Origin of the sequence: Prevotella sp. TF12-30 (genome assembly GCF_003436715.1) — a bacterium.
GTDB classification, from domain to species: Bacteria; Bacteroidota; Bacteroidia; order Bacteroidales; family Bacteroidaceae; genus Prevotella; species Prevotella copri_A.
Genome location: NZ_QSQJ01000019.1, coordinates 1 through 20337 on the forward strand (window position 1 = coordinate 1; position 20337 = coordinate 20337).

Here is a 20337-nt window from a genome sequence, read left to right on the forward strand (position 1 = left end):
GTTGTTTGCTTCCCTAATTAAGTTTTCGGACGGCCTCCCCCCATTTCGCGCTTGCTACGCAAGCGACCAATGACTTGGTGATATAAATGTGAATGTATGCTCTTGTCCATTTTTTACTTTAATTTTAGGCGCAAATATATATTCTTTTATCGGATATACCAAAATCGAATATCACATGGAATTAAATCTACAATCGTGTAATAATTCATAAAAAAGAAGGCTTATGCTTGGTTGTTTCAAGTTTTTATCTTATCTTTGCGGTAGAAACAAAAATGATGATTATGAAGTCAAAGGAATACTATATATCACTGATTTTATCTCATGCCGAAGAGCTGAAAAAGAACTTCGGAGTAAAGTCATTGCGCCTTTTTGGCTCAGTTTCCAGAAATGAACAGAAAGAAGGTAGTGATGTTGATATATGTGTAGATATGGAACCCAAAATGTTCCTTGTGGTTAGATTAAAGCGATTTTTAGAAAACTTACTAGAATGCTCTGTTGACATAGTAAGAATGCACAAGCATATAAATCCATTCCTTCTTAAAGAAATAGAACATGACGGAATATACATCATCAAATAGAATAGTTGGTACCTTAATACAAATTAAGGACGCTATCAAACAATTGCAAGATTGGAACAAAGATGTACAGACTGTTGATGATTACTATTGTACACCTGAGGGAATGAAGAATCTTGCAGCTAGTTGTATGCTTATAGAGGCAATTGGAGAAGGAGTCAAACTAATTGACAGATTAACACAATCTCGCCTATTAATTGAACGTCCAGAAATACCATGGCAAGATGTTATTGGCATACGTAACCATATTGCACATGGTTACTTTGATATAGACGGAGATATAGTGCTAGATGTCATCAAGAACAATCTCGATGACTTATTAGCAGCCATCGAGTATTTTATAGCAGAATTCTAACTATCCCAACATCCGCTGCAGCCCAGTCGAGCCCCTTCAGCTCTTCTTGGCTGCACCACTTGCTATCAGCGTGCTCACGCCTCCTGAACCCATTAGCATCGCCTTTTGGCGTACACAGAAAGGCAGTCATGGTTATCGAAAAATCAGGATACTCGTGATTCACGGTCACCAACTCCTCTCCTACTTCTACAGGATACTCCATCTCCTCCATCAACTCACGAGCCAATGCCTGTTGAGGAGTTTCACCAGGTTCTATCTTGCCACCAGGAAACTCCCATTTATAGCTGGTATATTCAAACTTCGTCTTGCCTTTCTGCATGCAGAGGTACTTGCCATTGTGGCAAACAACGGCTGCTACCACATTATAATGTTTCATTGTCTTATCAACTTAAAATATCATCTACTCGATTTAAAATATCATTTACTCCATCCATTGGAAATCTTCCTGCAATTCCTGCGGCAACGGATTATCCATGTGAATATCATACAATATGGAACCATTCGTCGTTGCATCCTTTCTTGGATTCTCCAAATGACCAGTTCCGATATAGGTATATGGCAGAGTAATACCATTCTCGGCACTCACCTTTCTCACAAATACCAATACCCTTTTGGCTGCCCGCTGCAAAGCCTCATCCTTGGCAGAAATACGGGCAATACTTTCCCATTGGAAAACATCTGGAGATAAGAACTTGTCATTATACTTCAAATGATCATCCAGAGAAGCATCCTTCTTCAAACCAGCAAAGACATACATATTGCCATTTTTATAGTATGTGCCATACTGATTGTGCTTCGGATTCTCCAATATTTTCAAGAGCACCTGGTCCTGGCGATAATCCTGCCATAACAGGAAATCCTCTGTTTCATCAGCATATCTTGCCTCATATTGCGTCAGCCCATAGTTGAGTAAATCTTGCAGATAAGCCTCATATTCCTGTTCTCTTTCACCACACAAATGCACTTCACTCTCTTTTATCTTCACCGCATTTCCATCTTCCAGGAATCGCAAAGCATGCTCCAGTTGTTCTAACTTAAAACCAGGAATCTCCTCCTGGATATTGGCTTCTATGTGCGATAACCAAGTCTCTCCGCTCAGTAAATTTTTGATTACCAAATACTCATGCTCTCTTACCAAAGGCAAAAGACTTGAAAGATAGTTGATGCAAGCTATCTGCTCTTCTGAGAATACAGGTAAATCCTCTTCCTCTATGCCCTTCAAGAAGCCATAATAAGAATTGGTTTTCTTGGAACCAATCTTTATCTTCATGAATTTCAAGAGATTAGGAGCATAATCACTATTCATATAATCCATGTGCGATGGATAAGACGGAGTCTTCAGATATGCCTTGAAATTCTGATAATCCATCTTCAGATAGTTGATGCGATTGAAATTCTCGCTCTCTATCTTGTCAATGATTTCTTCTTTAGAAAGATCGTCGATATGTATCTCAACACCATAATTGTCCAGACCCAAACTTTTGAAATCATTCCTTACCATAAACTTCAAGAGTTTCTTTTCCAAAATGGAATTTCGGGAAAGACTACCAAGTGCCAAGGCTATATGAACGCTACGCTTATAGCTGTTGCCGATGAAATCGAGTATCGTAACATAAGGCTTGTTGGCATATTTACGAAGTCCTCGACCCAATTGCTGTAAGAAGATGGTACTCGATTCCGTTGGGCGCAGGAAAAGCACCATGTTGACACCAGGAATATCCACACCCTCGTTCAGAATATCTACAGCAAACAGGATTTCCAAATCCCGGTTTTCATCTTGCAAATTATTGTAGGCACGAATACGTTCACCGGTCTTGTTCTTACCACTCAAGAAAGCTGTATGATAATAATCACCCAGATTATCAGCCATCATTCTAGCATGCTGGATGTTTCTACAGAAAGCCAGAGCCTTCAGTTTCTGTCCTTCCATACGATGTTTCTCTATCTGTTGATGGATAAACTCACAGTTTTCCGGTGTTGAAATCTGTGATATCATACGGCGTTCTCCAGAAGCAGTCAAGCCATAATCAACCAGTTCGTCACGAATACCGAAATAATGGAATGGCACAATCAGGTCATTGATGATGGCATCACGAAGTCGCAACTCGTATGGGATATTATTGCCGAAAATCTCTACTACATCCTGATTATCCATACGGTTCTCGGTAGCTGTCAAACCCAGCAGGAACTCTGGCTCAAAATAGTCGATGATTTTCCGATAACTGTCCGCAACAGCATGATGACACTCATCGATGATGATATAATCGAATTCCTTCTTATCAAAGAGTTCGAGTGAGCGACACATCGACACATTAGTAGAAAACAGAAAATCTTCTTCTGTTTCCTTTGCTTCCGCATTATACAAGCCGCAAGTTTTAGAGCCACCAAATACCTTTTGGAATGTCTCTAAGGATTTCTTCAAGATAGACCCCTCGTGCACAATATAGAGTAATCTGTCTGGATTGAAATTGAGCGCATCGAATGCTGCCAGATACGTTTTTCCAGAACCTGTAGCAGAAATCACCAAAGCCCTCTCCTGTCCGATGGCACGATAACGATTCAATTCACGAAGCGCCTTGCGCTGCATATAGTTTGGCTTGATATCGGAATTTGCCATATCGTAATCCATATCCCAACGCTCTATCGCAAAACTGAGTTTTGTAGAGTAATCCTTGATTCTATCCTGTGACAGTTCATAAGTCTGGTTCCAAAGATTTTCAAACTCATTCATTGCATCAAGATAGGCCTCGGTATCACGGTCGCTGTTTACAACCAAATCCCACTCTATGTTTTTCAATAAAGCATAGCGGGTGATATTAGATGAACCCACAACCATCTCGATTCCATCTTCCATCTCGAAGAGATAGCCCTTGGAGTGGAATCCATTGGTAGAATAGTTTTTCTCATCGTGGAAGCTTTCGTCATCCAGATGGCATTCAAAATTGGGATATCGGGTCAGGCTCATGAAAAAGTTCAAAGATTCTACGTCCGTAAAGTTCTGATAAGTAGAAGTGATGATTCTTCCTTTGGCTCCACGTTCAACGGCAGCCTTGATATCTTTAGACAGGAGTACCAGGCCGGCTTTCTTGATAAAGCTGACTGAGAAATCAAATGCCTTGCAGCGACGCAAGTTCATCTGAATGGTTGACAAGAATGTTGTCTCTGTATAATTGGTTAAAAATCTCGATTCCATAAGCCCCGCTTTTTATTTTCACGTGCAAAAGTACAAAAAAGAATCCAGTTACTTCACTGTTTCTAATGTTTTCTGATGTATCACGATATTTTTTTCCTTTTTTCTCTGGTTTTCAAGCTAAAAAAAATCTTGAAACTACTTACGACAACGTAACCAATCCTTTCACTATGGTTGGATGGGGATTGCAAATCCCCAGGTTTTATCGGTCGAACATTTTTCCATAGCGGATTGCAAATCCGCTAGAACGCCTGACGGAAAACATAAACCAAAATGTTTTTCTATTTTAATGCCACTAATGCCACACACAGGCTAAGTATCTGATTTAATATAAGCTATTTTATCGAAAATTCAGAGAGAAACCAACTCATAATTGGTACTTCTTCCACCTTCTCCAGTTGGCTTTAATATACCTTTGGCTATCAAATCCCTGATATCACGATTGGCGGTATCTTGAGAGCAATGATTAATCTTATACCATTTGGAAGAATTCAGCTTCCCTTCGAAACCATCAAAAAGCATATTGAGAACCTTACGCTGACGCTCGTTGATGGAAACAGAACGATGCGCATCCCAAAATCTGGACTTGCGTAACACTCCTTCAGTTTTCTCAAAAGCTGCTTCCAACGCCAACTTCAATGTCTGTAAAAACCATTGAATCCAAGGTGTCACGTCAAGACCTCCTTTCTGTGCCTGCTCCAAATATTGATAATAATCTTTACGATGATTCAGAATTTCAGAAGAAAGACTGTAGTATCGCTGGGAGGTCTGATCGGCACGGGATAACAACAATTCCGTCAACGTTCTGCAAATACGACCATTACCATCATCAAATGGATGAATCGTCACAAACCAAAGGTGCATCACGGCTGTCTTTACCAACGGATCAAGCGTATTCTCAGAATCAAACCAGCGGAGAAAATCTGACATCATATCTGGTACATCCTTGCTTGCCGGAGCTTCATAATGTATCTTCTCATGACCTAATGGTCCTGAAACCACCTGCATAGACTCTTCACCCTGTCGCCAATCGCCCACCAGAATTTTATGGATGCCACTTCTTCCAGTAGGAAACAGAGCTGCATGCCATGAGAATAAACGCTCGGCATCCAACGGCATATCATGATGCTGCACTGCATCTATCATTACCTGTACCACTCCTTCTGTATAATGATCGGAGTTTTTCAAACCTTCATACTCCAGTCCTAATTGACGGGCTACAGACGAGCGGACACTATCTCTATTCAATTCCTCACCTTCAATTTTTGCAGAGTGTACAATTTCCTGAGTCATAGACTCCAACATAGACAGGTTCTGTTCTTCAAAACCGAACATAGAAACTCTACCCAGCAATTTACCTCTTAGCAAATTGATTTCTGCCAAGATATTACTGAAACTGGTATCATCCCATTGCATGTGGGGCCAACCTTCTTGCTGCCAAATATATTTTGTTCCTCTCATCATTGCCGCATTTTTAATCTTTCATTTTAAATGTACCTGCAAAAATAGACATTTTTATCGAATATTGCAAGTTTTGCGGAGATTATTTGGCTTATTCTCCGCAAATTTGCGGAGAATAGCAACAAAAGGATGAGAAAGTCATATATAGTCGTACAACTAAGAGGTATATAGTTGTACGCTTTAAAGGTGTTACCACTAAGCTCAACAGACGTGCTGACTGCAGTCAGCAGACCTGCCGACTAGGCTCAGCACGTCTGCTGAGCCTAGTGACAACGTTCAAGAAGATACTTCCTTGAACCCCGAAAGATATATGCTTGTACCCCAAACGATACTTACTTGAACCCCGAAAGATATATACTTGTCCCCCAAACGATACTTGCTTGTACCCCAAAAGATATGTTCTTGAACTCCAAAAGATATATTCTTGAACCCAGAAAGAAACATCCTTGCAATCAAGAAGATACATTCTTATAATTAATATCCATAATCGTGGAATAAATACCACACAATTTTACATGTCCTCCATCGACAACCCCTGGTATCCGATATTGAAATTCTTTTATTTCGTTTTGTCTTCCGAAGAACTTCATTTTTTATAGTTTCTTTTTAATGTTATTTTCGAAACCGCCGTTTCCGAAATAGCGGTTTCAAATGCAAAGTTAAAAAAAAAAAACTGAATATCAGTATATTTGCTTATCAATTTAAGCTTTTTTATTTGTTTGAACATTATTGATATTTCCGAAATAGTGGTTTCGAATGCAAATATTTCGTCAAGGAAAAACCAACTCATAATTGGAACTTCAGTCTTCCCCTCCAGTCGGTTTCAATTCAGAATGCTTGTTTAAAAGTAATCAGGATGTATTATGAAAGGGAAAAGAAACTGCAGTGACCATATTGTAAATATAACTCTGATTTTTATTTCTCCGGTTCAAACAACAGAAAAATGAGGGAAGAAGAGATGTTGGCTTTTCCCTTAAGGAAAAATAAAAATATCCTTAAGGGAAAAAATATTTTTCCTTAAGGGAAAGTTTTTCTTTCCTTAAGGGTAGTTTTTAGACTTAGAAACTTTATAAAGTTATTTCTTAACAGTATAAACTAATTGATAGGGATTATAAATCCCTGAAGTAATAAGAGGTTAGGTCGTTTTTTTAACGGCGGATTGCAAATCCGCCGAAACGGAAACCTCAGTCTTACAGGAAGGCAATGGTCAAACCTGCCATCACGATACTTACCATCGACATCAGCTTGATGAGGATATTGAGGGATGGACCCGAGGTATCCTTGAACGGATCACCAACGGTATCACCTACAATCGTAGCCTTGTGATTCTCACTACCCTTGCCTCCGAAGTTGTCCTCCTCTATCATCTTCTTGGCATTATCCCATGCACCACCAGAATTGGACATGAAGACGGCAAGCGTGAAGCCGGCTGCAAGTCCGCCCGTAAGAAGACCCAAGACTCCAGCTACTCCCAAAACCAGACCTACTACTATCGGAATGATGATGGCAAGCAAGGACGGAATAATCATCTCACGCTGAGCACTGCGCGTACTGATCTCCACACATCTTCCATAATCAGGCGTAGCCTTGCCCTCAAGGATTCCCTTGATCTCACGGAACTGGCGACGTACCTCCTGAACCATAGATTCAGCCGCACGACCTACAGCTCCCATCGTCAGTCCACAGAACAGGAAGGCTGCCATCGCTCCCAGGAAAGCACCCACCAGCACCTTCGGATTGATGAGATTCACCTGGAAGAAATTGATGAAATCGATGGTAGTGGCATTCGATGGGTCAAAGATGTTTCCGGCTGCATCCACATACTGCTTGCCATTCTCTACCGCACGAATCATGGCTATCTTGATTTCCTCAATGTAAGATGCAAGAAGCGCCAAAGCAGTAAGGGCTGCAGAACCGATGGCAAAGCCTTTACCTGTGGCAGCAGTGGTATTGCCAAGTGCATCGAGTGCATCGGTACGTTCACGCACCTCCTTACCCAGTCCGCTCATCTCCGCATTACCTCCGGCATTGTCGGCAATAGGACCGTAAGCATCCGTTGCCAGGGTGATACCCAGCGTTGACAGCATACCCACGGCTGCAATACCTATGCCATAAAGTCCTACGCTGATAGACTTGGCAGAGAGCGACATATCAAAACCATTGGCACAGAGATAGCTGAGCATGATGGCTACGGAGATGGTAACCACAGGCACCATGGTAGAGATCATTCCCGTTCCTATTCCCTTGATAATCACCGTGGCAGGACCCGTCTCTGATGCCTCGGCAATCTTCTGGGTTGGTCGGTAGCTCTGCGAAGTATAATACTCCGTAGCCTGACCGATGATGACACCAGCCACCAATCCACTGATGACAGAGAATGAGAGTCCGAGCCAATTCTCGATACCCAGAAGATATAATATAATAAAGGTAGCCACGGCGATAAGACCGGCACTGACATTGGTACCTAATCCCAGGGAATGGAGCAGATCCTTCATAGATGCACCCTCCTTGGTACGAACCAGATAGATGCCGATGAGCGAGAGGAAGATGCCGATGGCTGCGATGACCATAGGAGCGATGACGGCACGGAGCTGCATATCGCCGTTCATGGCAAAAGCGGTAGCTCCCAGGGCAGCTGTAGAAAGAATGGAACCGCAATAGCTCTCGTAAAGGTCGGCACCCATTCCGGCAACATCACCCACATTATCTCCTACATTATCGGCAATGGTAGCCGGATTCCGGAGATCATCTTCAGGGATGTTCGCCTCCACCTTACCCACCAGGTCGGCTCCCACATCGGCTGCCTTGGTATAGATGCCTCCTCCCACTCGGGCAAAGAGAGCCTGGGTAGAAGCACCCATTCCGAAGGTAAGCATCGTAGTGGTGATGGTAACGAGGGCGGTTGCCTCGCCGGCATATACGGCGTTCAGAACAACAAACCAGATGGCGATATCGAGCAGACCGAGTCCTACCACGACAAGTCCCATCACGGCACCGCTGCGGAAGGCTATCTTCAGTCCCTTGTCAAGACCTGTACGTGCCCCGTTGGCTGTACGAGCCGAAGCATAGGTAGCCGTCTTCATACCGAAGAAGCCTGCCAGTCCGGAGAAGAGACCACCCGTAAGGAATGCGAACGGAACCCACGGATTCTGCACTTTCAGTACGTAAGCCATGAAGGCGAAGACGATGGCGAGCACCACAAAGACGATGGTCACCACCTTATACTGCTGCTTGAGATAAGCCATCGCACCTTTTCTTACATGCGCCGCAATCTCTTTCATTCTGTCGGTTCCCTCATCTTCCTTCATCATCGAACAGAAGAAGAACCATGCCATACCCAATGCTACAACGCTGGCTATCGGGATGAGCCAAAATACTAATGGAATGTTGTTCATAACGGTATAATTGTTTTTGGTTTATAAATCTGATTGTCAGTTGATTGATAATGCAAAAATAGTACTTTTATCCGACAACTCCAAATAAAAGGAAGAAAAAATCTTTTTCTGAATGAAAAATTTGGTAGTTACTGAATAAAGCTGTAACTTTGCACATCCAAACGGAAGTTCAGAACATCAAGAAAAAGATTAGTAATTAAAAAGCAATATAAACAACCATAGTAAAGCAATGACAATGCACAAGAAACATCATTACCGCGAACTGCTCTCGATAGGATTTCCTATCATCATCGGACAACTGGGAACCATCATCCTGGGATTCGCCGACACGCTGATGATCGGTCATCACAGTACCCCCGAACTGGCGGCAGCAGGACTGGTAAACAATATCTTCGGTCTCGTTTTTGTATCCTATATGGGATTCACCTACGGACTCACCCCTATCATCGGCAGACTCTACGGAGAGGAACGTACCGACGTCATCGGTCAGAAGGTGCGCAACTCCTTCCTTGCCAACATGCTGACGGGAGGCATCTTCACCCTTGCCCTCATCCTGCTCTATCTCAACCTGGCACATATCGGACAGCCGGAGGAACTGCTGGAGCTTATCCGCCCTTACTTTCTGGTGAATCTGGCATCAGTGCTCTTCATGGGAATCTTCTATACCATGAAGCAATTCCTCGACGGAATCGGACAGACTAAGGTGGCGATGTGGGCGATGATAGGCGGTAACATCGTGAACATCCTGGGCAACTGGGTGCTCATCTATGGTGTGGCTGGCTTCCCGGAACTGGGATTGCTCGGAGCCGGAATCTCTACCCTGGCAAGTAGAATCCTGATGGCACTGGCGATGGTAGGAATAGTAGTGATCAGCAGGAAATTCAGAACCTACAGTTATGACATTGTACACAGTTGCGTAAACAGGAAGGATTTCAAGGAGATGAACCGACTGGGCTGGCCGGTGGCTCTCCAACTAGGTATGGAATCGGCTGCTTTTACGCTGAGTTGCGTGATGGTAGGCTGGCTCGGCACCATTCCATTGGCAGCTCACCAGGTAATGATTACCATTTCGCAGCTCTTCTACCTCGTGCTTTCAGGTATGGCAGCAGCCATGGCCATTCGTGTGAGCCACTTTATGGGTCAGAAAGACTATGCCGCCGTTCGCCTCAATGCCTACGACGGATTCCGACTGAACCTGCTGTTCTCGCTCTGCATGGGTCTGCCGGTACTTCTGCTCCGCCACCAGATAGGTGGATGGTTTAATGATAACGTAGAGGTACAGGCGTATGTAGCTACGCTGATTATCCTGATGATGGTTTATCAGTTTGGCGATGGTCTGCAATACACCTTTGCCAATGCGCTTCGAGGCATTGCCTGCGTGAAGCCGATGGTGCTCTATGCCTTCATCGCCTATTTCGTCATCTCTCTGCCTTTGGGTTATACCCTCGGTTTCCCTTGCGGCATGGGATTGCTGGGCATCTGGATTGCCTTCCCGTTCGGTTTGACCATTGCCGGCGAAATGTATCGGAGAAGATTTGAGAAGGAATTGAAAAAGATAGAAAAAAATGAATAAACAAAGTCGCCCTGAAAGGGCAAAAGCTTTGAAATTGAAAGCTTTTGCCCTTTCAGGGCGACTTTTGTTTTTTGCCAACATTACCCAGGGCGATGCCCTGGGCTAAGAGCTTCTGCCCTTTCAGGGCGTATGGGGTAAACCTCGTTGGCTCTGGGCATGTAGGTATAATCAGTATTCTAAATGAATCTTACTCAGCAACCTGCTCAGCACGATCATCTACATTCTCACCCTCTGTTGGAGCAAGAGTAGCCTTGAAATCTGTGATACCATACTTAGCGAGGATGTTGTACCACTGGAGGAGCTTCTTGATGTCGCTGTCGTGTACACGGTCGCGATCGTAGTTAGGAAGAACCTCAGCGAAGTAATCGTGAAGCTCAGCAGCAGGAGCCTTCTTGTAGTTGAAAGAACTTGGCTTGCCCTCTTCCTTCTTGCTTACGCTGTCGAGTACCTCCCACAATGGCACCTCGTCTGCATCTGTGTACATAGCGATGTCACCAAGGCTGGTTACACGGTCTGTAGCGAAAGCTGGTACACGCTTGTGAGTTTCGTCGAGAGTCTCAACGATAAGAGTTCTGTTACCTCTTGATACCAATTTGTAAAGGCCTGGTTTGCCTGCAATTGAAAGAATTGTTTCCATTGTCTATTATAATCTATTTTTATTTTTTAATATGATCAATTATCTGATGGATTGAGCAGATTGAGCAGATGCACTACCTGCGCTTCTACATCGTTCACCCCATCATTCACGATTTCATAATCCGAACGGGCTATCAGCTCTTCCTGCGGCATCACGGCATCTATCCACTGCTGCGCCTTCTCCTGAGAGATATGATCGCGCTGCATGATGCGCTGCAGACGAACGGCAACGGGAGCCGAGACACATACCACCTTATCGAAATGGGTACGACGATGGAACCCACTATCAAAGAGGATGGCACTCTCCATCCACTCACAGTCGCTCTGCTCGAAATCACGAGCCACTGCGGGATGCACCACATCGTTTACCGCCTGCTTGTTTGCTTCGCCTGTCAGGATAAACTGGGCAAGCACCGGTTTCTGCAAGATACCATCGGCACTGTACACCTCCTCGCCGACCAACTTCTTCAAGCCCGTCTGCAAGTCAGCATCCTGCCTCATCAACCGCTTAGCCCCGGCATCGCAGTCATAAACCCTGACGCCGTGCTTCTCCAGGATTCTGCACACATAGCTCTTTCCGCTACCTATGCCCCCCGTTATAGCTATCTTCATAACAATGAATTGTAAATTATCAATCATCATTGCTGTTCCAGCAGATAATCTACCGTTTCCATTTCCAGCGATGCCTTGCTTACCGAACGAGGCACACTACGCAGCTGCAGGGTACACTTATCTGAAGGATTGGCAGCGATTTCATTATAATCCACTACCACCGTAAACTGGCCAGGCTTGATGGTTCTGAAGAGACTAGCTCCGATGGTGAACTTCACCGACACCTTGGACGGGAAAGTTCTGAGCACCTTATCGGGCGGCATATTGATAGCCGTAATCGGAACATCCACCGTTTCCTCGGTCAGCACATCCGGATACACAGCCAGTCGAACCATATCAGGCATCACCTTCACGCCTCGAATCTTCTTGATGCGCACGTTTTCCCGGATGGTATCCTGGAGATTGCGGTAATAGAAAGGTACGATCTCTACAGCCTTGACCTCATCGAGCTGTCGCTTGTTGGCATATACGGTAACCATAGAAGGGAAAAAATCGGTATGCGCCAGATAATAGCTCTTGCTGGTAGTAATCTTTCCCCTGAACACCACCGGCACCTTCTTGGAAGCACCATAAGTGAAGTAGAAATCAAACTTGCCCGGCTTTACCTGCAGGAGTTTGCTCGAACCATAGAGCTGCGAGAGAATCTGCTTCTGGACATCAGCTACCGGAATCACACCCTGTCCCTCTGTTTCATCTGCATAGTTGTTAAACTTGAAATTAAGCGGACGGAAAGCATAGGTTATCAGGGTGAATCCCTTATCACGCACCGTAATACGCACAGTATCAGGCAAATCTCCTGTTATCACCGCATTACGTGGTGTTCCCACCAGGCGCATAGGAATCTTATATTCCCTCTCCATGGTCTCATTGAGCGTCATCATCAACCAGAAGACGCCACTGAGAGCGAGAAAGAATAAAAAAATCAGAAACTCCTTATTCAGGCCACTGAACAGGAAGTTTCTGACAGCCTTCAATATATTCCGAATACTATGCATCAGAATTCTATGAATAGACTACTGTGCGTTAGGAGTCTGGCTAGCTGCGTCTGCGAAAACGTAACCCTTAGCAACAGTGATGACTACGCCACGTGCAATCTCTACATCTACTGTATTAGCCTGGAGATCTACACGCTTAACAGTGCCATACACACCACCGCCAGTAACCACCTTTGTACCTTCTGCCAAAGAATTCTGGAACTTACGTATCTCTTTCTGCTTCTTCTGCTGAGGACGAATCATGAAGAACCACATGATAGCGAAGATAGCTACCATCATAATGAGGAAACTCATGCTGCTACCACCAGCAGCAGCCTGCAATACTAAATTTGTCATGTCTTTATTCTAATTGATTAATGTTGTTTATTCTTGAATATCACTATATATTATCGAAAGTATTCATATATATAATGTACGCGCGTACATTATATATATATACTCTCTATACATTAGCCTTCCTTATGTCCATGAGGTCCATGAGGTCCATGGTGACCACCCTTGCGCTCAGGCAACTTCTTCTGGATCAAGCCACGAGAGATGAGGAAGCGGGCGATGGTATCGAGCATGCCGTTTACATAGCCACCACTGCGAGGAGTACTATAGAGCTTGGCAAGATCTACATACTCATTGATGGTAACCGTAGCAGGAATGCCAGGGAAAGTCATCAACTCGGCAATGGCAATCTGCATGACTACTACATCCATATAAGCCAGGCGGTTGAAATCCCAGTTGCGGCAAGCATCGCCGATATAGTGCTGATAAGCATCGCAGTTGAGCAATGTAGCACGGAAGAGCTTGCGGGCAAAGTCGCGGTCCTCTTCATCCTTATATTCCGGAAGCAATTCCTGATCAGCCTTGCTGGTTGGCTCGAAGCGCTTGATGGTCTTCAGCACGAAGGTATCGATGATATCCTTGTCATCATTCCAGTAGAGGCTTTTCTCCTCGAGCAAAGCATCGAGATCATCATTGTTCTGAATGAAGGTCTTGTAAGCACGGCGCCAGAACTCGCGGTCGTATGCATAATCGGTAAGTTCCTCCTCATGATCCTTGGTCATGGAACCGTCAATATAGCTGGCATAGAGATCGCTGGAGACGATGGCAGTATAAATCTTGCGTACTGTTTCGATATCCTCTTCCCAAGAAGACTTCTTCACATCAGCCCAGTCGGCGAGCATCTTGTTCTCTTCCAACTGCACGGCAAATCTATTGTATGCGAATCTTGAAGAAGGCTCAGGAGCACCCTCACGCTGAGCACGAGCCACCTCTACCTCATAGCGCTTCTGTGCCTCCTGGGTAAGAGCTACAATGAGTTGCAACATATAGTTGTACAAGTCATACGACTTAGAAAGAGCAAACAACAGCTCCTTTTCAGCATTATCAATATTATGATTGCTGTTCTGATAGTATGCGTAGGTTAACTGCACAATCTTACGTCTTATCAAATCCCTATTAATCATTCTCTAATAATTTAAAAGATTTATTTATATAATTACCTAAAACAGTGCAAATTTACATATTTAATATATAATATGCAAGAAAAGGGGCAATAATTTCTATTTTTTTAAGGTTAGGTGATGAGTTTTAGATATTTAACGGGCATTTTGGAGAAAATATCGCCCAGAAATTTGCATATTCCAAATAAAAGTAGTAATTTTGCACCCGCTTTACGAGAAACACTCGCGAGGCATGCTTCAAACAAAGCTAATCCGTGTGATGGCGAGTTAAGGCAAAATTATTTTTTTAACAACTTAATTTAGAGTAACACAAATGAAAGAGATTAATGTAACAGGTCAGAAGCGTACAGACCTTGGCAAGAAAGCTTCTAAGTCATTGCGTAAGGAAGGTTTCATCCCATGTAACCTTTATGGTGAGAAGAAGGATGCAAACGGTGCTCCTGAGGCTATGTCATTCGCAGTTCCATTCACTGAGTTGCGTAAGATCATCTACACTCCTCATGTATATGTAATCAACCTCATCATCGACGGTGAGAGCCACACAGCTATCATGAAGGAGATCCAGTTCCACCCAACAACAGATGCTCCTCTGCACGTTGACTTCTACGAGGTGAACGACCAGAAGCCTATCACTATCGGTATCCCAGTTAAGTTGGTAGGTCTTGCACAGGGTGTACGTGATGGTGGTCGTATGAACCTCTCTATCCGTAAGATCAACGTTACAGCTCCTTACCAGGTAATTCCTGAGCACCTCGATGTAGATGTTACAGAGTTGAAGATTGGTAAGAGCATCAAGGTAGGTGACCTCTCATTCGAGGGTCTCGAGTTGGCTACAAGCAAGGCTGTTGTAGTTTGCTCTATCAAGATGACACGTAACGCTCAGCTCGCTGCACAGGCTGCTGCTGAGGAGGAGGCTTAATCGATAGTCATCAAAGATTTTACGAACCTGAGTAAAGCATTATCAAACATTGGATAAATATTTGATTTGTGGGCTTGGTAATCCTGGCGACGAATACGCTGATACCAGGCACAACACAGGATTTATGGTATTGGACGCTTTTGCTAAAGCGTCCAATATTCATTTTGAGGATAAGCGATACGGATACATTGCCCAGACTACGCTCAAGGGAAGAAAGATTATCCTGCTGAAGCCTACCACCTTCATGAACCTGAGTGGTAATGCAGTGAGATATTGGCTGAATCAGGAAAAGATTGACCAGAGCCGCCTCCTGGTGATCAGTGATGAGCTCGCCCTGCCTCTCGGCGCTTTCCGCCTGAAGGCTAACGGAAGCAATGGTGGTCATAACGGCTTGGGACATATCCAGCAGCTTATCGGTCAGAACTACGCCCGACTCCGTATGGGTATCGGCAACGATTATCCTCGTGGCGGACAGATAGACTGGGTACTTGGCAAATATACCGAGGAAGATATGAAGCAGCTTCAGCCTGCCATCGACCTGGGTGTGGAGATCATCAAAAGCTTCGTATTGGCAGGTATTGATATCACCATGAACCAATACAACAAGCTAGGAAAAAAATAGGAAGCCAGAAATGAAAGAATCAGCTAGAATAGACAAGTGGCTTTGGGCAGCCCGCATTTACAAGACTCGCAGCATTGCTGCCGATGCCTGTAAGAATGGCAGAGTAACAGTAGGCGGCGTAACCCGTAAACCCTCCTTCATCATCAAGCGTGGCGATGTGGTGAGCGTAAAGAAAGCCCCTATCACCTACTCTTTTGAGGTACTCGACTGCATAGAGCAGCGTGTAGGAGCCAAAATGCTCTTCGGGGTCTATAAGAACGTGACTGCCCCTAAGCAGTATGAACTGCTGGAGATGAGTCGCATCAGCGGATTCGTAGATAGAGCAAGAGGCACTGGTCGCCCAACCAAGAAAGAACGCCGTGCCCTGGATGCCTTCGTTGATCCAGCCATGTTTGGATTCGATGAAGAAGACTGGGACGAAGAAGATTCATAAATAACCAAAAGAGGATATAGCATCAGTTATATCCTCTTTTTCTTTTCCCTAAAAGCCGATAGTTTGCAAGAAAAAGGGGAGAATTATTTCTAAAAACATACGATATGGGAACAACTATACTACATTTTGCAACATAATGGAAAATAAAGCTTAAAAAATTTGGAGCGAATAGAGAAAATCTATATCTTTGCAACAAGTTATTAATGGTATCAGAGTATAAGCTGATTACCATTTTACTCTATCGCGAGCATTAACATACTATTAATTTTATAATTTGAAAGAGTTATGAAGAAATTATTTGTTATGGCAGCTATGGCGCTGTCTTCAGTAGGTGCTTTCGCACAGCAGGCTGCAGGTACAACAACTCTCCAGCCTAAGGTAGGTTTGAACGTTGCTACAATCGGTGATAACGACTGGAAGGCTGGTTTCGCAGCTGGTGCTGAGTTGCAGTATCAGGCTACAAGCAACTTCGGTGTTGCTGTTGGTGCTCTCTATTCCGTGCAGGGCTTCAAGGCCAAGGATGTAAAAGTTGCAGGTATGACCTTCGAAGGCGGAAAGTGGAATCCAGGCTATATCAATGTACCTATCACATTGAACTATTATCCTGTAGCTGGTCTTGCTCTCAAGGCAGGTTTGCAGCCAGGCTTCCTGGTAAACAAGGATGATGCAGAAGACGTTAAGACCGTAGATCTCTCTATCCCTGTAGGTCTCTCTTACGAGTACCAGAACATTGTTTTCGATGCTCGTTACAACATCGGTGTAACTAAGATTGCAGATAACGTTGATCACTACAACAACGTAATCCAGATTACTGTAGGTTACAAGTTCACTCTCTAATCAGGGAAATGAAGATAGCGATTCCCCCTCGCTATTTAACATAGAAAAGAATAATCCCCGCTCCTCATCAAGAAGAGCGGGGATTTCTTTTGTCATACCTATTTGAATTTTACCCTGAAAATCTATCTTTATCCAAACATTCCGTTAGAACATTCTACCAGGACCACCTCCAGGACGACCACCATTGAATGGACGACCACGGAAGTCAGGACGACCACCAGGTCCTCCATCAGGACCACCCTGACGTGCCTGCTTGCCTCCGAAGAGATTCAAGCGATATACCACATGGAGCATCGCATAACTGTTGACTGCATTATACTCGGTATCTGTACGGGATGTAGCAGAGATAGCACGAGAGAAGGTGCTCTGCTGACGAAGGATATCGTAGAACTGAAGCATCACGGTCAGCGGCTTGCCCTTCAGGAAGCCCTGAGAGAGCTGCGCATTCCATACAAACTCATCCGTATTCATACTGCTGTCGTTATATCCACGGCGACTGCTGATAGAGAGGCTTGAGTTCAAGCTGGTTCCCCAAGGAGCTGTAAGCGTCATGCTTGGTCCATAAGAGAACTGCCAGGTATCAAGGTTGCTGTTTGGTTGCAACTTGTTCTTGGCATGGTTATAATTCAATGTTCCGTCGAGCGAGAGCTCCAACCAGTCGTTGCGATAACTGAAAGAGAGGCGTTCTCTCCAAGTGGTACTGCGGGTGGTATTCTTCTGGGAATCTGACTGCTTGTCAAGACTCAGATAGCTCACGTAGTTGTTGTAACCCAAATTGGTGTCGGTATTCAGATTCCAGACTCCTGCACTGTCGATAGAGCAGTTGAACATAAAGGCTCCCATCACATTCCAGTTGCCATTGATATTCTCCGGACGGGTGATTCTTCCACCAGTCTTCTCATCGTAAGTCACCTTGTTGCTGATGCTGTTGTTGGTGGTAGAGAAGTTGATGAAAGTCATGATACCCTTGTTGTGGTTCTGCACGAAGTTGTTGTAGAACAATCGGAAGTTCTGGGTGAACGAAGGCTTCAAGCCAGGGTTACCCATCGAGATGTTCAGCGGGTCGCTGTTATCTGTGATGTCAAGCAACTGAGAGATGCTTGGCTGCGAGGTAGAACCACGATAGTTCACACGCAGGTTACTCATCTTTGAGAAACGATAGCGGAAATCGAGGGTTGGACTCACATTCACCACATTGCGAACTGTATCTACATGCACTCCCTGATAATCCTGGATATACTTAGACTGCTGTGGCTGAACCATCACACCGAAATTCAGGTTGTACTTCTGACGGATGAATCGCATCATCACCTGGATATCGTGATTGTAATTGCGATACTCAGAGAAACGGCTCAACTCATCATCCTTGTAATCATTGAGCTGACCGGCAAACGGATTCAAGTAGCTGTCCCAACCGCGATACTCATGATTGCCACTCATCGTATATTTGCTGAAATCGTAAGTGCTGCGGTCGCTCTTGGAGTAGCTGTAAGTAAACTTATAGCTGAACTGCAGAAAGGTTGCCTTCCAGAGTGGCTCACTATAGGTCAACTGCCCCGCATAACTGTAATTCTTCGAAGGAGTCAGGTTATAGCGGTTGGTCTGATAAGTAGAATCCTTACCCTCCGCTGTCTGTACGAGATAGAGCTTGGCATTGTTGAGCGAGATGCTCTTGCTGTCATTATCAGTATATTTGGCATCCACACGGAAGGTGATGTTGCGTCCCTTGTTGCCCAACTTACGGTTTACCTGCAGCATACCACGCACATTATTGCTCTCGGAATAACTGATTCCCTGGGAAAGCTGTCTGTTCACCATAGCATCTGCCTTGTCCAACTCATCGATACCTTCCTCAGAAAGAGGGTCTTTGGAGGTAATGGTGTAAGGATCCTTGTTATAGGAAGCCGACTGGCTGCCACTCAAGCCATCGCTGGTACTCCATGAGATGGAAGGACGGAAGAGGATATTGGTCATGGAATCAGGCATCCACTCCAATCGGATGTTACCATTCCAACTGTTGCTGCGGGAGAAACTCTGGCTCAGGCTATTGCTGAAAGAGCTGCTGTTACCCATGAAGTTCTCGCTGGAACGGCTGCTCCAAACGTCGCCATCGCTATGATTCCAGCGAAGAGAGGTATTGAACTTGAACTTGTTCTTCAACTCATAGTTGTAGTTGGCAGCAATCATCTTACTGGCATTCAAACCATTCGCACCACCAAAGCCACGACCCGGTCCACCGCCACCGAATCCTCGGTCGCTGGTATTATTGGCATTGGCAAAAAGCATGAATCGGTTGTTATCATTGAAGTAACCACCCATACCACGCATATTGTAGCGGCTCTTGTTACCTACACCCAGGTCGATGTTGGAAATCAAACCCTTGTTCATACCCTTCTTCACACCGAAGTCGAGCACGGTCTGTTCCTCGCCATCATCGATGCCGGTTACCTTAGAGAGATCACTCTTCTCATCATACGCCTTGATCTTGTCGATGATGCTGGTAGGCAGGTTCTTCAGGGCAGTCTTGGTATCGCCCGTCATAAACTCCTTACCATCCACGAGAATCTTCTTCACTTCCTTACCATTAATTTTGATGGTACCATCGTCGCTTACCTCAGCACCCGGCAGGCGCTTCACCAGCTCCTCAACCACCGAACCTTCCGGTGTGCGGTAAGCAGCCGAATTATAGACGAAGGTATCCTCCTTCAGGTTCACCTTCTGAGCCATGGCAGTAACCACGGCACCTTTCAGCATAATCGCCTCGGCACCGAGAACCACATTGCCCATTGCCAGATTCTTGTCATCAGAAATCTCGATACGCTTTACGGTAGTCTTGTAACCTACACTCGACATTTTGAGTAAATACTTGCCATTGGCAGGAGCCTTGATATGAAAGAGGCCCTGCTCATTGCTGAGAGCACCCGACACATAGGTACTGTCGGTCTTGAGTAACTGAATCGTTACCTGTTCTACGGGATCCTTGGTATCACGGTCGGTAATCACACCGGTAATCAAGCGATCCTGAGCAAAGGATGCCATGGTTACGAACACCAGGAGCATCATCAGAATAGATCTTTTCATTAATTATAGACGTTATTATTATTCCTTACTTATATATTTTTGACTTACTTACATGATTAGACCCGATAAAAGCACAATTGTAAAAAAACAGATGCTCTTTTTGGGGCATTCTGCTTCTTTTGACGCATAAAATATATCAAGGTTTAAACTTTTATAGATAAAAAAGTGCTTTTTATTTTGTTTTGTCTCTGATTTAACG

Annotated in this window: 17 protein-coding genes; 7 read left to right on the plus strand and 10 right to left on the minus strand. The window is 44.5% G+C overall.

Annotation, left to right across the window (positions count from 1 at the left end):
• Positions 1–272: 272 nt before the first annotated feature.
• Positions 273–578, plus strand: a complete 306-nt coding sequence (locus tag DXD25_RS08630) for a nucleotidyltransferase family protein (RefSeq protein ID WP_233522241.1) — start codon at positions 273–275, stop codon at positions 576–578.
• Positions 553–930 carry a DUF86 domain-containing protein gene (locus tag DXD25_RS08635; protein WP_117662969.1) on the plus strand — a complete coding sequence of 126 codons (378 nt, stop codon included), beginning with the start codon at positions 553–555 and terminating at the stop codon, positions 928–930. The genes DXD25_RS08630 and DXD25_RS08635 overlap by 26 nt, the downstream gene beginning before the upstream one ends.
• On the opposite strand, the gene DXD25_RS08640 is transcribed toward DXD25_RS08635, so the two are convergent.
• From DXD25_RS08640 to DXD25_RS08665, 4 genes are all read right to left on the minus strand, one after another.
• On the minus strand, positions 914–1306 hold the full coding sequence (locus DXD25_RS08640; protein WP_117662971.1) for a (deoxy)nucleoside triphosphate pyrophosphohydrolase: 393 nt from the start codon (positions 1304–1306) through the stop codon (positions 914–916). The genes DXD25_RS08635 and DXD25_RS08640 overlap by 17 nt on opposite strands.
• A 45-nt stretch (positions 1307–1351) precedes the next feature.
• On the minus strand, positions 1352–4123 hold the full coding sequence (locus DXD25_RS08645) for a DUF3427 domain-containing protein (RefSeq protein ID WP_117662973.1): 2772 nt from the start codon (positions 4121–4123) through the stop codon (positions 1352–1354).
• Positions 4124–4471: 348 nt separating this feature from the next.
• On the minus strand, positions 4472–5584 hold the full coding sequence (locus DXD25_RS08650; protein ID WP_233522242.1) for a Fic family protein: 1113 nt from the start codon (positions 5582–5584) through the stop codon (positions 4472–4474).
• Between the two features lie 1187 nt (positions 5585–6771).
• Entirely contained in the window at positions 6772–8976 is a 2205-nt protein-coding gene (locus DXD25_RS08665; protein WP_117662979.1) for a sodium-translocating pyrophosphatase, read from the minus strand.
• Between the two features lie 229 nt (positions 8977–9205).
• Here DXD25_RS08665 and DXD25_RS08670 point away from each other — a divergent pair, with 229 nt between their 5' ends.
• Positions 9206–10549: an MATE family efflux transporter gene (locus DXD25_RS08670; RefSeq protein ID WP_117662981.1), complete on the plus strand. Its 1344-nt coding sequence runs from the start codon at positions 9206–9208 to the stop codon at positions 10547–10549.
• Between the two features lie 187 nt (positions 10550–10736).
• On the opposite strand, the gene DXD25_RS16670 is transcribed toward DXD25_RS08670, so the two are convergent.
• The 5 genes from DXD25_RS16670 to nusB form a co-directional block, all read right to left on the minus strand.
• Positions 10737–11186, minus strand: a complete 450-nt coding sequence (locus DXD25_RS16670) for a DUF5606 domain-containing protein (protein ID WP_153128383.1) — start codon at positions 11184–11186, stop codon at positions 10737–10739.
• A gap of 35 nt (positions 11187–11221) precedes the next feature.
• Positions 11222–11797, minus strand: a complete 576-nt coding sequence (gene coaE / locus DXD25_RS16675; RefSeq protein WP_158556318.1) for a dephospho-CoA kinase — start codon at positions 11795–11797, stop codon at positions 11222–11224.
• Positions 11798–11823: 26 nt separating this feature from the next.
• Positions 11824–12792, minus strand: coding sequence for a CdaR family protein (locus DXD25_RS08680; RefSeq protein WP_117662983.1), 969 nt, complete (start codon positions 12790–12792; stop codon positions 11824–11826).
• A gap of 18 nt (positions 12793–12810) precedes the next feature.
• Positions 12811–13128: a preprotein translocase subunit YajC gene (yajC, locus tag DXD25_RS08685; RefSeq protein ID WP_117662985.1), complete on the minus strand. Its 318-nt coding sequence runs from the start codon at positions 13126–13128 to the stop codon at positions 12811–12813.
• 113 nt (positions 13129–13241) lie between these two features.
• The gene (nusB, locus tag DXD25_RS08690; protein WP_117662986.1) at positions 13242–14249 is read right to left on the minus strand and encodes a transcription antitermination factor NusB; all 1008 of its coding nucleotides are present in this window, start codon (positions 14247–14249) and stop codon (positions 13242–13244) included.
• Positions 14250–14559: 310 nt separating this feature from the next.
• Between nusB and DXD25_RS08695 the strand changes: the two genes are divergently transcribed.
• The 4 genes from DXD25_RS08695 to DXD25_RS08710 all read left to right on the plus strand — a co-directional run bounded on the left by DXD25_RS08695 (position 14560) and on the right by DXD25_RS08710 (position 17057).
• Positions 14560–15165 carry a 50S ribosomal protein L25/general stress protein Ctc gene (locus DXD25_RS08695; protein ID WP_117662988.1) on the plus strand — a complete coding sequence of 202 codons (606 nt, stop codon included), beginning with the start codon at positions 14560–14562 and terminating at the stop codon, positions 15163–15165.
• A gap of 49 nt (positions 15166–15214) precedes the next feature.
• A complete protein-coding gene (gene pth, locus DXD25_RS08700; protein ID WP_089542883.1) occupies positions 15215–15787 on the plus strand; it encodes an aminoacyl-tRNA hydrolase in 573 nt (190 codons plus the stop codon).
• A 10-nt stretch (positions 15788–15797) separates the two neighbouring features.
• A complete protein-coding gene (locus DXD25_RS08705; protein WP_117662990.1) occupies positions 15798–16220 on the plus strand; it encodes an RNA-binding S4 domain-containing protein in 423 nt (140 codons plus the stop codon).
• Between the two features lie 285 nt (positions 16221–16505).
• Complete coding sequence (locus tag DXD25_RS08710; protein WP_117662992.1) at positions 16506–17057, plus strand: porin family protein; 552 nt, start codon at positions 16506–16508, stop codon at positions 17055–17057.
• 144 nt (positions 17058–17201) lie between these two features.
• On the opposite strand, the gene DXD25_RS08715 is transcribed toward DXD25_RS08710, so the two are convergent.
• Positions 17202–20138, minus strand: coding sequence for a TonB-dependent receptor (locus tag DXD25_RS08715; RefSeq protein ID WP_117662994.1), 2937 nt, complete (start codon positions 20136–20138; stop codon positions 17202–17204).
• Positions 20139–20337 lie beyond the last annotated feature (199 nt).

Bases quoted from the DNA above. Each gene is read 5' to 3' on its own strand.
- DXD25_RS08630 (WP_233522241.1), top strand. From the start codon at position 273: ATGATGATTATGAAGTCAAAGGAATACTATATATCACTGATTTTATCT.
- DXD25_RS08695 (WP_117662988.1), top strand. From the start codon at position 14,560: ATGAAAGAGATTAATGTAACAGGTCAGAAGCGTACAGACCTTGGCAAG.
- coaE (WP_158556318.1), bottom strand. From the start codon at position 11,797: ATGAAGATAGCTATAACGGGGGGCATAGGTAGCGGAAAGAGCTATGTG.
- DXD25_RS08710 (WP_117662992.1), top strand. From the start codon at position 16,506: ATGAAGAAATTATTTGTTATGGCAGCTATGGCGCTGTCTTCAGTAGGT.
- DXD25_RS08650 (WP_233522242.1), bottom strand. From the start codon at position 5,584: ATGATGAGAGGAACAAAATATATTTGGCAGCAAGAAGGTTGGCCCCAC.
- DXD25_RS08645 (WP_117662973.1), bottom strand. From the start codon at position 4,123: ATGGAATCGAGATTTTTAACCAATTATACAGAGACAACATTCTTGTCA.
- DXD25_RS08680 (WP_117662983.1), bottom strand. From the start codon at position 12,792: ATGCATAGTATTCGGAATATATTGAAGGCTGTCAGAAACTTCCTGTTC.
- DXD25_RS08715 (WP_117662994.1), bottom strand. From the start codon at position 20,138: ATGAAAAGATCTATTCTGATGATGCTCCTGGTGTTCGTAACCATGGCA.
- yajC (WP_117662985.1), bottom strand. From the start codon at position 13,128: ATGACAAATTTAGTATTGCAGGCTGCTGCTGGTGGTAGCAGCATGAGT.
- nusB (WP_117662986.1), bottom strand. From the start codon at position 14,249: ATGATTAATAGGGATTTGATAAGACGTAAGATTGTGCAGTTAACCTAC.
- DXD25_RS16670 (WP_153128383.1), bottom strand. From the start codon at position 11,186: ATGGAAACAATTCTTTCAATTGCAGGCAAACCAGGCCTTTACAAATTG.
- DXD25_RS08670 (WP_117662981.1), top strand. From the start codon at position 9,206: ATGACAATGCACAAGAAACATCATTACCGCGAACTGCTCTCGATAGGA.
- DXD25_RS08635 (WP_117662969.1), top strand. From the start codon at position 553: ATGACGGAATATACATCATCAAATAGAATAGTTGGTACCTTAATACAA.
- DXD25_RS08665 (WP_117662979.1), bottom strand. From the start codon at position 8,976: ATGAACAACATTCCATTAGTATTTTGGCTCATCCCGATAGCCAGCGTT.
- DXD25_RS08705 (WP_117662990.1), top strand. From the start codon at position 15,798: ATGAAAGAATCAGCTAGAATAGACAAGTGGCTTTGGGCAGCCCGCATT.
- DXD25_RS08640 (WP_117662971.1), bottom strand. From the start codon at position 1,306: ATGAAACATTATAATGTGGTAGCAGCCGTTGTTTGCCACAATGGCAAG.